This is a genomic window from Blastocatellia bacterium (genome assembly GCA_016713405.1).
In the GTDB taxonomy this organism is placed as follows: domain Bacteria; phylum Acidobacteriota; class Blastocatellia; order Chloracidobacteriales; family JADJPF01; genus JADJPF01.
Genome location: JADJPF010000020.1, coordinates 1 through 14,298 on the forward strand (window position 1 = coordinate 1; position 14,298 = coordinate 14,298).

Sequence of the window (14,298 nt, forward strand, 5' to 3'; positions counted from 1 at the left end):
TAGAAACCCTAAAGCTTGATTAGCAAAAGGAAATTTATCAGTCTCTACCAAATAACTTAAATTGGAAATTGCTTTTTGAGTATTCCCTAATGAAAAGTGAATTTCTGCTAAATTGAAAATAACATAATTAATATAAGAACTATTAGGAAACTCACGAGGTAATTTTTCTACACTTTCAAATAATTCTTTATCTTCTGAAATACTGCCAGCACTCATCAAATCAGTAAATCCTGGTAAAGCTTTTAATTTATCAAGTATTTCTTTATCTGACCCGCTAGGTTCAATAATAGAAATAGTCAATAAATTGGAGGTTAATCTTTGTTTTGCGCTATGGATAGTAAGTTGAAATTTATATTCGCCAGCCTTAGAAAATAAATCTGTCCGTCCGCTAACTAAGTGATATTGCCAAAGCTTTTCTGATTCAGTGATTTCTTCGGCAGAAATAACACTAGCCAAAGAATCTGTTAACTCAGTTAATTTAAGCTTTTTTTCTTTATCTTGATCATTTGTAAAAGAGCAATTTATTACTACATCTTCAGAAGAAACTTTTGGTTTTGTACTGTCAGCGATTGGCTGACCAAGGTTATTTTTTAACTTAACACTAAGGGAAATAGGTTCGAGTAAAAGAAACTCTGTTTTGGAAGCTTTTAACTCTAAGCTTAACATTGAAAGATTTAGCTTTTGCTCTTTTTTCTTAGAATTATCCGCCGCAAAAGTATTTGTAGTAACTACTAAAGCTATTAATAGCAATAATAAAAATTTTAGTAACTTCATAGCTTTTCCTTAGTTTTGATTTTGTTTTATTTATATAAATTATATCTTAAACAGTTTCCAGCAATCTTGTAATTAATGCTGCTCGTGGGGCGAGATTTCCTATTAGCACATGTTCGTAATCTGCATGTGCGCCGTCACCGTCCGGGCCTAGACCATCTAAAACCGGAACTCCTAGAGCAGCTATAAAATTGCCATCACTACCTCCACCGGTTTTGCCTTCTTGAAGTTCAAAACCTAGTTCTAAAGACAGCTTTTGAGCATGCTTAAAGAGTTCAGCAATTCTTTCTGAGCGTTCCAAAGGTGGACGATTGACTTTGCCTATTAATTCAATCTCTGCCCCATTTAAGACAGGTTTTAAGTTTTCTAATGCAGTCGAGAGTTTTTGTTGTTGCTGATTTGTCCAAAAACGGATGTCTATTTCTGCTCTAGCTTCGGCAGCAACGACATTTGAAAGCGTTCCGCCTTGAATAACACCTACATTAACAGAAATACCTTCTGTGTGATTTGTTAATGAATGTAGCTTAATAATTTGTTGGGCTAATTCCTCTACCGCACTAATACCTTTTTCTGGGGCAACTCCAGCATGTGCAGAGCATCCCCGAGCGATTAACTGATATTGGGCAATACCTTTGCGGGAGGTTTTAAGTTTTCCACCTGGCAGACAAGGTTCTAAAACCAAGGCAGCATAAGCTGATTGTGCGATGTCTTCAATTAATTGGCGTGTGGAAGGGCTTCCTTGTTCTTCATCACAGCTTAAAAAAACCTCTATTGGACGGCGTGTTTTTAGGTCTAATTCTTTGATTGCTCTTAGGGCTTCTAGCATTATTACTAGACCAGATTTCATATCAAAAACGCCAGGGCCATAGATTTTTCCATCTTCCATCTTAAATGGACGTTTAGCGATTGTTCCCAGCGGCCAAACCGTATCACAATGACCAACAATTAATAGCGGTTTATCCGACTCAACTTCACCTTCAGCAAAACGAGCATAAAGAGAAGAACCATTAGAAGTAGCAAAAATTTCTATTTTTGCGTCAAGTTCTCTAAGCAACGCAGCTAAATGCTCAACCATCCCAGCGATACGAACAACATCACCTGATGGGGTTTCACTCTCTACCAAATTACGAATTAATTGGATAGTTTCAAGTTGACGACTAAGAAAAAACTCTATCAGGTTTGACATATTTACTCCTAGTTACTTAAAGATTTATCAAAAATAATGCCCCATAAAAACCTAACCAATCAAGGTGTAAACTATTACACAAAATCAAGTTTGTATGGGAAAATACAAAAAATTCACTTTTGGAGACATTATGCACAAAAAGAAGATTTACTGGTTAGCTAGTTTAGCATTAATAGCACTAATGCTTAATCTATCTGTTATACAAACAGATACAATGGCACAAACAAACCGTCCACGCCCACGCACTACAACAACTCGTAAGCCTACAAGTATTAAGCCAAAAGTTGTTAATAATTCTGTACCTCGTGGTACACAAATGAAAATTAGATTAAATACAGAAATTGACTCACAAAAATCAAAAGAAGGAGATCGTTTTACAGCTACAGCACTTACACCTAATCGTTATGCTGATTCACAAATAGAAGGGCATCTTTCACGAGTTAAGCAATCAGGCAAGGTCAAGGGGCAAACTTCATTAGTTTTAGTATTTGATAGGATTACTTTGCCGGCTGGAGATAGCTATGCGTTAAGAGGCGATGTAACAAAAGTTTATGGAGAAAAGTCTGTTAAATCCGTTGATGAAGAAGGCAATATTAAAGGTGGCAGTCGTGGATCGTCCACAACTAAGCGAACTGTAGGCGGTGCGGCGGCTGGAGCAATTTTAGGTGGTATTATTGGAGGCGGAAAAGGGGCTGCAATTGGTGCTGGCATTGGTGCTGCTGGTGGTGCTGGTTCAAATGTTATTAGAGGTAGCGACAAAATTAAATTAGAAGAAGGAACAGAAATCTTAATTCGTACACGCTAAAAACCCTAACAAAATAACGCTGAAATTGCAGCGTTATTTTGTTGCAGCTATTTTTTATTATTTACTTCGATTAGTAGCAGCAAAAGTTAAGTTATCTTGACTATCAGCACGTCGGCGAACTCTTTCCCATTCAATGACTTGGCGAGCGCATCGGTTTTCTCGTGCATCAGCTAAATAGTTTATCAATTCGTCATCTATTTGAATAGTTTGGATTTTGTGTTTGGATTCTATTGTATTAATGTAATCTAGGACTTGGGCAGCTTCAGTATCAGAGAGAGAAGTTATTTTAGAAGAAATTTCTTGTTGATTAGTCAATCGCTTTGCCATGACGTTCCTCCTTAAAGTGTCCGGCAGACAACTGACCTAAGAGTTAAGTTAATCAGCCGGAGTTGTGTTGTTTTCTTTTATACATCTTGCAGTAGTATGTCTCCAGTAATGAAAAATTATGATTAATACATTAAGGTTAAATTAAGCCAATCTCTTATCGCAAGACAAGCCTCATTCTACCTTATTTAATGGCTATCCGACAACCCCAGAAAAATTTATTTCCACAACATATGGATAAGATCCAGATTCCTATAAATTTTAGCGACGTTCTTTAACATAAGGTTGACCAATTGCTTTTGGTGGGTGAACACGTCCAATAAAACCTGCAAGTACAACCATTGTAATTATATAAGGCACCATTTGAATAAATTGATTAGGGATATTTATGACTCCTTGCATACGAATGGCTAAAGCTTCTGTTAAACCAAAAAATAAACATGCAAGTAAAGTTTTAGTAGGGTGCCAATTACCAAAAATCAAGGCTGCTAGAGCAATATAACCACGTCCTGCTGTCATATTGCGAGTAAAAAAAGAATTTTGTCCAATAGCTAAATAAGCTCCACCTAGTGCAGCTAAAAGACCAGATATTAAAACGGCCATATAGCGGATTTTTTCTACACTAACACCAGCACTGTCGGCAGCTTCTGGACTTTCGCCTATCATTCTTAAACGTAGTCCAAAACGAGTATGAAATAAAACAAAGTAAGTAACAGGAACAGCTATAAAGGCAATATAAATAAACAAGTTAGGTAGTCTTTGTGCAGTTTCTAGTTGTGGAGTTGAACCAGATGAGCCAAAAAAAGCCCTTGAAAAAGTGCAGGTGCGCCCAAAAATAAAATATTGATAGCTGTGCCAATAACTACTTGATCAGCACGATAGCGAATGCAAGCTACAGCATGAATTAACGCAACTACAACACCAGAAATCAAGGCAGAAAGAGCAGCTAAATAAGGTGAGCCGGTTTTAGCTGCTACAGCAGCAGCAGTAAAAGCACCTGCTAACATAATACCTTCTAAAGCAATGTTAATTACTCCTGCACGTTCAGAATATAGCCCACCAATAGCTGCTAAAATCAAAGGAGTAGCAAGTCTTATAGTAGAACCTACTAAGGAAATATTAATAATATCTGTAGCATCTATCATGGTTTTAGTTTTTTCCTGTTGCTAGATTTCTTTTTTGCAAAAATTGAAAAATTGCTTCACAAGCGACAAAAAGAATAATTACTGCTTGCAAAACAACTACAAGGTCTTTAGAAACTCGGTCAGAGAAAATGTTAACAAAAAGCCCACCTCTAACTAAGGCCCCAAAAAGCAGTGCAGCCAAAAATATTCCTAGTGGATGATTGCGTCCAAGTAGGGCAACAGCAATCCCCGTAAAACCATAATTTGCAGAAAAACCATCATAATAACGATAACGATATCCTAACACTTCGTTAATACCAACTAGCCCAGCTAATGCTCCACTAATACACATTGCAAGAACAATACTTCTTCCAACATTAATGCCTCCATATTCAGCGGCTGAAGCATTAGCACCAACGGCCCGAAGTTCATAACCCCATTTAGTTTTCCAAAGAAAAATGTAAACAAATATACATGCAAAAATTGCAATAAAAAAGCCAAAGTTTAGAGGTAGCCAAGCAGGAAAATTTATTCCAAAAGTGCCAAGTATTGCACTCATTCTAGGAATTTGTGCTTGAGGAAAAATAGTTTTAGTTTGAAGTATTGGATCACCTGGCAAGCGGTAGTAATATTGGGTAAAATAGCTAGTTATTCCAACAGCGATAAAATTCATCATTATTGTATTAATAACTTCATGGCTACCAAAACGAGATTTTAAGATTCCAGGGATTCCTCCCCAAATTGCACCAGCCACAATAGCCGCAATCATACAAAGAGGAATAACAACCCATTGAGAAATATCTAAAGTAAAACCTACCCAGGCAGCAGCAAAAGCAGCAACATAAAGTTGCCCTTCAGCCCCAATATTAAGCAGACCACAACGAAAAGCCACAGCAACAGCTAAACCAGTAAAAATCAATGGTGTAGCATAAAACAATGTATAAGATATTCCGTCAATTGTACCAAAAGCACTAGCAAAGAAAATCTCATAAACACGTAAGGGATTATCGCCTACTAAAAAAACAATAATCCCTCCAACTAAAAATGCGCTTACCACAGCTAAGAGAGGAAATAACAGTGAATCTAATATTCGCTGCATTAGCTAGCCCCCAGATTAACTTTATTGATTTATTGGATAAGAAGATTTCGGGCCTTCTCCAAAAGATTGACCATAAGGAACATTTGGAGGTGGTGTTTTACCTTTATTAAATATCTTCACACCAATTACTCCACCTAAAGCACCAAAAATAGTCATAATTATTACACCAACAAGAAAGAACAAAATAATAAAGAGTGGTAAACTACCTAAAATAATATCCATAATCTTTATTACTTGATCGTATTGTTCAGCAGTTAAATTAGGTTGTTGAGAAAGAGCTTTTTCAAACTCTTGTCTTATTTGTTCAGTTGATGCACCACGCATCTTAACTATGTTTATAGTCCAACTAACCATATTTGAAATTATTCCAGCAACTGCTCCAGCTAATGCTCCAACCGTTGCACCTTCTGAAGAGCTTACAGGGCTAGGGTTATTACTAATAAACATTTTTACTGCTACTATGCCGCAAACTAGTAGCCAGGCACAACATACACAGTTAAGTGCGCCAACCAAAGGAATTACAGAAATAATGCCAAAGATTACACCAGAAATTAAAGCTGGTTTTAGCTTACTTTGATCCATAGAAGACTCCTTTATTTTTTCCAAACACCTTGGATAAATCTAGCAATAAACTTACAATTGCAGGAACAACATAAAATGCTATTGCAATGCCAGCAATCATCCCAGTAATGGCTCGTGATAGATGGGTATTTTCCCAAATATGAAATATTTTAAGCAAAAAATCTATTGTTGTTGGTGACAACGCTATTATTAAATATTTAGTTGCTGGCACATCACTACGCCGATAATTTCTTATTAATGGATAAATCACACTACCTAAGACTATACCTAAATAAATGCCTGTACATCTTGCACAAACTGCTAAAGGATAACCCCAAAGAAAAAAAGCTCTTTCTGCCTTTTGATGACAAAGTGAAGCAAATATTTTACGTAAAACAAATGCAGCTATTAGATTACCTTGATATTGCCAAAAGGCCGGCAAAATTATAGCTGTAAACCAAATCAATACAGACAATAGCACAATTACATAAGCTATTTTTGAAATATTGTCTGTATTTAGCCGCATAATTTTTTATAAAACCCAGTGGTAAATCACTGGGTTTTTATATGCCTTTGAAAATAGCATTATAGGATTATTAAAGAATATAACCTAAAATCTGACTATTACATCTGGTGCTTGAATTAGCTCAATACTATCAATGAATCTTACATAACGAGGTGAAGTAGTCATAATTAAGGAATGAGTCCTAATTCCATCACCAAAAAATCTTACACCTCTAAGCATATTTCCGCTAGTAACGCCACAAGCAGCAAAAACAATGTTTTTACCTGGGGCAAGATCTGAAGTTGTATATATTTTCTTTGGATCTGCTATTCCCATACTTTTCATTCTTTCAAGTACAGCACTATCTTCAGCAACTTTTTCATGGTCTTCAGCCGAGAGTTGATCTTTAAGAACAAACCTAGCTTGAATTTCACCATTTAAGCAACGCATTGCGGCTGCGGTTAATACGCCTTCTGGCGCACCACCAATGCCCATAACAGCATGTACACCTGAACCAGCAACAGCCGCACTAATACCAGCAGATAAATCGCCATCGCCAATTAGCTGTATTCTTGCACCTGCGCTACGAATTTCTTCAATTAAATTTTGGTGTCTAGGTCGGTCTAAAACAATTACAACTAAATCCGTAACATCCCGATTAAGACGACGAGCAATAATTTTTAAGTTTTCCTTTGGTGGAGCATCAATGCTTACATAGCCTTTAGCAGCCGGGCCAACAACTAATTTATTCATATACATATCAGGAGCTTTTAGTAAGCCTCCCTTTTCTGCTGCTGCTAGTACAGCAATAGCATTTGGCGCACCTGTTGCACAAAGGTTTGTACCTTCTAATGGATCAACAGCAATATCAACTGGATAGCTGCTATTTTCATCTTCTGCACCCATACCAACTTTTTCACCAATATAAAGCATTGGGGCTTTATCCCGTTCACCTTCACCAATAACAATTTCTCCACGTATAGGAACACTGCGCATTTCCTCACGCATTGCTTCTACAGCCATTTTATCAGAATATTTACGTTTTCCTTGTCCCATAGTGCGTGCAGAAGAAATTGCAGCAGCTTCTACAACATGCAAAAAATCTAGTGATAACTCATGGCCCAAAGTTCGTGGCATAAGTAATATTCCTCTCATTTTTAGATTTAATTAGATTTGATTATTTATACAATGGTCAATTGGTTATCTGATAGATTAGAAAATTTTGCAAGCCTTTTTCCGCTGTTCTCCGGTAAATACCTTAGAGTTATGTCAGCTACATTACAACTTCTTTGAAAGTAAGCATCCAAGCTAAAAATTGTAAAAGCCCTTGGAGGTCTAATATTCTTGAGTCGCATTAGCGATAACAAAACCTTTAGCTTGGTAAATCAGTGCCAAGTTGCCTTGCGGGTCTAACAAATATTTTCTTTAGCAATACCCCTATATCATCAAATACTGAATAAACTACAGGTGTAACAATCAGGGTTAAAAGTAAAGAAAGCGTCTGCCCACCAATAACAACTACAGCAATAGCACGGCGTTCTTCTGCACCTGGGCCAGAACCAACGGCTAGGGGTAACATACCAGCTACTAAAGCCAAAGTAGTCATTAAAATAGGTCTTAATCTATCCCGGTTGCCTTGTATAACAGCTTGCAGACGTTCCATTCCTGCTTGACGTAAATTATTCATATGGTCAATTTGTAAAATAGAGTTTTTCTTTACAACACCAAATAAAACTAAAATCCCTAGTGCTGAATAAAGATTAAGCGTGTTGCCTGTATACCATAATGAAAGAAGTGCAAATGGAATAGAAAGCGGTAAAGAAAGCAAAACTGTTAGGGGATGAATTAGGCTTTCAAATTGTGAAGCCAACATCATATACATAAAAATTACTGATAAAAGAAATGCCCAAAGAAATTCTGTAAAAAGTGCGCTCTAACTCTCTACCACGACCAGAAATACTAGTTGTATAGGTAGTTGGCAAGTTCATTTCTTTTACAGCACCACGTAGCGCATCCAGTCTATCAGCCAGTGCATAACCCGGTGCAGTAGCAGCACGAAGGCTAACTTGACGTTGACGGTCTAATCTATCAATACGAGAAGCACTTTTGGTTTTAGAAAACTTAACAAAATTATCTAGTAAAACTAGTCCTCCTGTTTTATTGGGAACATAAAGTTGAGCAATAGAAGTTTTATCTGTTCGATCTTTTGCATTAAGTCTAAGCTCTATATCATAGTCATAATTAACAGCAGGGTCACGAAAACGAGAAACTTCAGGATCGCCACCTACCATAATTCTTAATGCTGTAGCAATATCTCTAACATCAACTCCAAGATCGGCTGCTCGTTCTCGGTCTATTTCAATTCTTAATTCTGGCTTATCTAGCTTTAATGTTGTGTCTGCATCAACAATTCCACCAATTTCTTCTGATTTTAAGCGTAGTTGTTCGGCATATTCAGCTAATGCCTCAAGTTCGGGCCCGCGTAGCACAAAATCTATTTCAAAATTACCACCACCAATATTAAAAGATGGTGCATTACGTACAGAGCAACGCAAATCACGATATTTTCTTAATCGTTTTCTTACCTCCTGCATAACATCTCTTTGCGAATAATTCCCGCGAAAAGCATCTGAAGGAGAACCTTTTTTTATAGCTTCCCAAAGCCTGGTAAGAGAAAATGTCCTTACTTCATGCGGTTCAATACGAACATAGGCACGACCTTGACCAACACCACCTAAAACCCCTCCAGTTGAAGCAAGCACTAAATTAACGCCTGGTGTTTCCATTAAATCTTTTTCCACCATTAGCATTATTTCATTCATAGCTTGGAGTCCTACACCTTCAGGAGCATTAACATTTATATCAAATTCCGCTTCATCAACATCTGTTGGAATATATTCTTGTTTAACAAGTCTATAGAGTGGTGCAGAAGAAGCTATTACAGCTATAGCAACTACAGTAACAATAATACGATGTCGCATAGCAAAAGCTAATGTTGCTGTATAACTCCAATCAATCCAACTATAAAAACCTCCTCTGGATTTAGCTGTGTCATGCCCAGCATTTGCATCTTTGTCACTTAATAGACGCGCACTCATCATTGGAGTTAAAGTAAATGAAATCAACAAGCTAACTAAAACTGCAACTGCCGCAGTAATACCAAATTGATATAAAAACCGTCCTGAAATACTAGACATAAAAGAAACAGGCACAAAAATTACAACTAAGCTAAGCGTTGTAGCCATAACAGCAAGTCCAATTTCGGCTGTAGCTTCTTTTGCAGCTTGAAAAGCAGGCATTTTCTTTTCTTCAACAAAACGGAAAATATTTTCTAGAACTACAATTGCGTCATCAATAACAATACCTACCATTAACACTAAAGCTAACATCGTGACGCTATTAAGGGTAAAGTCTAAAGCCCACATCATACCAAAAGAAGAAACTACTGATGCAGGAATAGCAACACCAGCAATAATGGTAGAACGCCAACTTCGCATAAATGCAAGCACAACTAAACAAGCTAATATGCTACCCAAAACCAGGTGTAAATTAATTTCGCTTAGTGCGTTATAAATATAGCGGGATTGATCACGAATAATTTCTAGCTTTACATCTGAAGGGATTTGGCTGTTAATTTTTGCTAAATTTGCTTTAGCTGCTTCTACAACCTCAACAGTGTTTGAGCCTGATTGACGGCGTACTTCTAAAGTTACTGTAGGAACACCATTTAAGCGAGAAATTGAACGTTGCTCTTTGGTTCCATCTTCGGCACGTCCAATATCTTTAATTCTAATTGGCATGCCATTTATAGTAGTAACAACTAAATTATTAAACTCTCTTGGATCACTGATTTGACCCATTGTTCTAAGAGTTTCTTCACGTGTATTTGTAGTAATATTACCGCCAGGAATATCTGCATTTTGATTTGCAATTGCACTACGAACCGTAGTAATAGGGATTTTATAAGCGGCTAATTTTTCTGCTGTAACCCAAACATTTATTGCACGTTCTAATCCGCCTTCAATACGAACCTCTCCAACTCCTGTAGAGCGTTCCATCTGAACTTTTACTACTTTATCTGCAATTTCTGTTAACTCTCTAATGGAGCGATTTCCAGAAAGTGCAACAGTCAAAACAGGCGATGAATCATTATTAAATTTAGAAACTACAGGAGCATCAGCATCTTCTGGCAAACTGCGAATTACTGTAGCAACCCGATCACGTATATCTTGAGCAGCAGTTTCAATATCTCGGTCTAAATTAAATGTAACAATAACAAATGAACTTCCTTGACCAGAAACCGAGCGTAATTCATTTATGCCTTCAACAGTGTTTACAATTTCTTCAATTTTCTGTGAAACCTGGGTTTCAACCTCTTCTGGAGAAGCACCAGCTAAACCAGTCCTAATACTAACCGTAGGTAAATCAACAGAAGGAAACCGGTCAACACCTAAACGAAAATAGCTAGCTGCACCAACCACAACTAAAGCCAAAATAATCATGGCTGCAAAAACAGGTCTTTTAATACAAACTTCTGCAAGCTTCTGCATAAATTTTCCTTATTTAGTTAAATTTACTGGCTGTCCTGATTGAAGATTACCTGGTTCAGCTACGATTTCATCACCAACTTCTAACCCTTCAACAACTTCAATCATGCTGTCTATGCGCTGTCCAGTTGTGATTGTTTTTTCTACAGCTTTACCATCTTTAACTGTAATAACTTTTTCAATACCAGCAAAGCTAATTACTGAGCTTTTTGGAACAGTGGTAATAGTATTTTTATTATCAATAATCACTTGCGCACGTGCAAAAAGTCCCGGCTTTAGCGAACCATCATTAAGAATCTCTGCTTCAACCATTAGCATACGGTTTTCTTGCGTAAGTGTTGGGCTAAGCCGTTTGATTTGTCCATTATAATTATTACTACTAGCTTCCACACTTAGAAGAACTTTTTGACCTATTTTTATTTGATTAGCTTCACGCTCAGGAATTTCGGCTCTAAGCCGTAGCGGGTTAACTTGTACAACTGTAGCAATAGGCGCACCCGCAGCTAAAAACTCTCCTAAACTAGCGCGTTTTTCCTGTATTACTCCATCAAAAGGTGAATAAATTTTTGTGTCAGCAAGTTGCTGTTTAGCTATTTCTAGTTCTGAACGTCTTTGAGTTAAAACAGCAAGTCGATTATGAAATTCCTCAACAGCATCTTCATAACGACTAATTGCAACTTTGTGGGCTGTTTCTGAAACATCATATTCAGCTTGGGCAATAATTCCTTGTTTAACTAGTGCTGCACTACGATCAAGCTTAATTTTAGCCTCATCCACCAGGGCTTGAGCTTGACGAACTAAACTAATTTGCTTAGGGTCAGTTGGTTCTTCTGTACTATTAGGGTTTAAGGCAAGACGGGCCCGAGCTTGTGCTAATGCAGACTCAGCTTGCTGAACTCGTAGTTGATAATCTTGAGGATCAATTTGTCCAATTAGTTGGCCTTTTTTTACAACAGTTCCTAGATCAACCGTGATTTGTTGAAGCCGCCCTGGAACTTTAACACTTACAATTGCTTGATCATAAGCAACAAGTGTTCCTGTCACAGGAATTGTTTTGGCTGTAGTTTCTGCTTGTACTGCTATTAATCTAACTGTTTTAGCAGCAGCTTTATTATCAACTGTCTTTTCAGACTTATTCATTGATGAATAACTACTTTTACAAGAGAGCATCCCAAAAAGCAGCAAAATTAGGAGGCATTTTTCTTGCCTAGTTAACCGAGTAAAAATCATATTTTTAGATTTAGCCCTTATAACAAATAAAATTTAGTTAATAACCTTTTGTGTGGCAAAGTGTACATCATGCTAACAAGGTTAGTGTCATATGAAAATAGTTAGTTGCCCTTAGTATTTAAGTTAAAACTAAATTTAGATTAATGGGCTAAGTATTTATCTATCAATATAATAACTAGTTATAGTTTTTCGTAACTAGCTGCAATCGCTAGCTTAATACCTAAGTTTTAGATAAAGCTTCTATTTGTTTTAAGACTAGTTCTATGCTTCTAACTTCGTTATCAGGAAGCTATTTATATTTCCTTAGAAACAGGTTTTCTTGTAAGTTTCAATAAAACAAGAATAATTTTGCTTATTCTTGTTTATCAATATTTTTTTAAGCTGTTATAGTTAGCCCTAACTTATTTTCTAAGTTGCATTAAAATCTATATTAATTAGTATTTAGGGGTAATAATGAGCAAAAAGAAAGATAAAAAGAGCAAAAAAGATAAAAAAGGCAAAAAGAAATTTAATAAAAACCAGCAGATTTGCTTTCTAAATGTAGATTTAGATATTGAGTCAAAACATGATATTAGTGCGATAATAAAAGATTTTGGAGATAAAGTATTTATCCTAAATGATGAACCATATAGCGAAGGAAGCCATAACTTATCTGTTGAGCTTGATGGCCGTTGTGGTGATCTAGAACCTGAAGGTCTTATTTTAGACTATGTTGAGCTTATTAAAAACTTCTCTGACGATGCAAAAGATGCTTGGAATAAGGCACATAAGAAAGCATTTGATATAGGCTATGAATGTGGCTTTCAACCCTATAGTATTAACCACCAACTTTCAGCTAGCACTATTAATGCTGTTGCTTCTGTAAATGCTAGCGTTATCTTTACTTTATATTGTGTGCAAAAACAAAAATCCAAATAACAGTTTAGATATTGCATTATATTATGAAAATAGCATTTCTTTCTATCGAGGATTTAAGCGGCTATGTAAGTGATGACAATTTAGCTTTTGAGCCACTTCAAAACTTAGGCTATCAAGTTGATATTGTTCCTTGGCAACAAACCGCTGTTGATTGGAAAAAATATGCTGCTGTTATTATTCGCACTACTTGGGACTATCAAAACCACTTAGAAGCCTTTTTACAAGTTCTAAAGCAAATTGAGTCACAAACCTTGTTAGCAAACCCTTTTGAGATTGCGAAATGGAATGCTGACAAAATTTACCTTAATGATCTTCAAGAAAAAGGAGCAAAAATAGTCCCCACAATTTGGGTTAATAGTGGATTTAGCCTTAGTCAACTCCAACAATGGTTTAAGCAATTAGAATCTGACGAAATTGTAATAAAACCAAGAGTTAGTGCAACCGCACAAAATACTTTTTGGTTAAAACGCAGCAAAGAAGAGCAAGAAGATATTGAAAACTTAAACAAAATATTTGAAAACCGTCCCTTTATGGTGCAACCCTTTATGAAAGCAATAGTTGATGAGGGGGAATATTCACTGTTTTACTTTAATGGCGAATATAGCCATGCAATCTTAAAAACTCCAAAAACCCAGGATTTTAGAGTCCAAGAAGAGCATGGAGGCATAATCCAAGCAATAAAGCCCACATCCGACTTGTTAAAAGCAGGAGAAGAGATTTTGAAACATATTTCTAGGACATTGCTTTATGCAAGAGTTGATTTTGTAAGAACAGAAAATAACAAATTTGCATTAATGGAGTTAGAACTTATTGAACCATCATTATATTTACGTAATTGTGAAAACGCACCACACTTTTTTGCTAAAGCAATAAATAGTTGGTTAAAGGGTAGGTTAGGCTAATTGAAAGGGTTGGAGGCGGCGGACGGAGTTGAACCGACGAATAAAGGTTTTGCAGACCTCTGCCTTACCACTTGGCCACGCCGCCATTATCAAAAATTATCAAATTATTAAAGTTAAAAGGCGAAAACAGCTTTTTTCTGCTTTCGCCACTTTATGATTTACCGATGAAAGCGGGAGACGAGATTCGAACTCGCGACTTCAACCTTGGCAAGGTTGCACTCTACCGCTGAGTTACTCCCGCTTGAGACGGGCATAATCTACAATAGTTTTTAAGGGTGTGTCAACCTGTGTTTGGAAAATTTTTCCTAGTTTGCTAACAAAAACGC

11 protein-coding genes, 2 tRNA genes and 2 pseudogenes are annotated in these 14,298 nt (G+C 36.6%); 3 read left to right on the forward strand and 12 right to left on the reverse strand.

The window, feature by feature from the left end; all coding sequences use genetic code 11:
• A partial coding sequence (locus tag IPK14_18275; GenBank protein MBK7995249.1) for a hypothetical protein occupies positions 1-774 on the reverse strand: 774 nt, incomplete at its 3' end.
• Positions 775-820: 46 nt separating this feature from the next.
• On the reverse strand, positions 821-1,957 hold the full coding sequence (locus IPK14_18280; GenBank protein ID MBK7995250.1) for a M20 family metallopeptidase: 1,137 nt from the start codon (positions 1,955-1,957) through the stop codon (positions 821-823).
• Positions 1,958-2,087: 130 nt separating this feature from the next.
• Here IPK14_18280 and IPK14_18285 point away from each other — a divergent pair, with 130 nt between their 5' ends.
• Positions 2,088-2,762 (forward strand): hypothetical protein, encoded by a 675-nt coding sequence (locus IPK14_18285; protein ID MBK7995251.1) that lies wholly within the window; start codon positions 2,088-2,090, stop codon positions 2,760-2,762.
• Between the two features lie 57 nt (positions 2,763-2,819).
• On the opposite strand, the gene IPK14_18290 is transcribed toward IPK14_18285, so the two are convergent.
• The 8 genes and pseudogenes from IPK14_18290 to IPK14_18325 form a co-directional block, all read right to left on the reverse strand.
• A complete protein-coding gene (locus tag IPK14_18290) occupies positions 2,820-3,089 on the reverse strand; it encodes a hypothetical protein (protein ID MBK7995252.1) in 270 nt (89 codons plus the stop codon).
• Between the two features lie 258 nt (positions 3,090-3,347).
• A pseudogene (locus tag IPK14_18295) lies at positions 3,348-4,231 on the reverse strand (ABC transporter permease).
• A 4-nt stretch (positions 4,232-4,235) separates the two neighbouring features.
• On the reverse strand, positions 4,236-5,309 hold the full coding sequence (locus tag IPK14_18300; GenBank protein MBK7995253.1) for an ABC transporter permease: 1,074 nt from the start codon (positions 5,307-5,309) through the stop codon (positions 4,236-4,238).
• Positions 5,310-5,330: 21 nt separating this feature from the next.
• A complete protein-coding gene (locus tag IPK14_18305; GenBank protein MBK7995254.1) occupies positions 5,331-5,891 on the reverse strand; it encodes a hypothetical protein in 561 nt (186 codons plus the stop codon).
• On the reverse strand, positions 5,878-6,396 hold the full coding sequence (locus IPK14_18310; GenBank protein MBK7995255.1) for a DUF2085 domain-containing protein: 519 nt from the start codon (positions 6,394-6,396) through the stop codon (positions 5,878-5,880). The genes IPK14_18305 and IPK14_18310 overlap by 14 nt, the downstream gene beginning before the upstream one ends.
• An 84-nt stretch (positions 6,397-6,480) precedes the next feature.
• Positions 6,481-7,512 carry a class II fructose-bisphosphatase gene (glpX, locus tag IPK14_18315; protein MBK7995256.1) on the reverse strand — a complete coding sequence of 344 codons (1,032 nt, stop codon included), beginning with the start codon at positions 7,510-7,512 and terminating at the stop codon, positions 6,481-6,483.
• A gap of 235 nt (positions 7,513-7,747) precedes the next feature.
• Positions 7,748-10,925: pseudogene (locus IPK14_18320) on the reverse strand (efflux RND transporter permease subunit).
• A gap of 9 nt (positions 10,926-10,934) precedes the next feature.
• Complete coding sequence (locus IPK14_18325) at positions 10,935-12,062, reverse strand: efflux RND transporter periplasmic adaptor subunit (GenBank protein ID MBK7995257.1); 1,128 nt, start codon at positions 12,060-12,062, stop codon at positions 10,935-10,937.
• 543 nt (positions 12,063-12,605) lie between these two features.
• Between IPK14_18325 and IPK14_18330 the strand changes: the two genes are divergently transcribed.
• Positions 12,606-13,070 carry a hypothetical protein gene (locus IPK14_18330; protein MBK7995258.1) on the forward strand — a complete coding sequence of 155 codons (465 nt, stop codon included), beginning with the start codon at positions 12,606-12,608 and terminating at the stop codon, positions 13,068-13,070.
• Positions 13,071-13,093: 23 nt separating this feature from the next.
• Positions 13,094-13,972, forward strand: a complete 879-nt coding sequence (locus IPK14_18335; protein MBK7995259.1) for a hypothetical protein — start codon at positions 13,094-13,096, stop codon at positions 13,970-13,972.
• Between the two features lie 10 nt (positions 13,973-13,982).
• On the opposite strand, the gene IPK14_18340 is transcribed toward IPK14_18335, so the two are convergent.
• Positions 13,983-14,057, reverse strand: a tRNA-Cys gene (locus IPK14_18340).
• A gap of 84 nt (positions 14,058-14,141) precedes the next feature.
• Positions 14,142-14,213, reverse strand: a tRNA-Gly gene (locus tag IPK14_18345).
• Positions 14,214-14,298 lie beyond the last annotated feature (85 nt).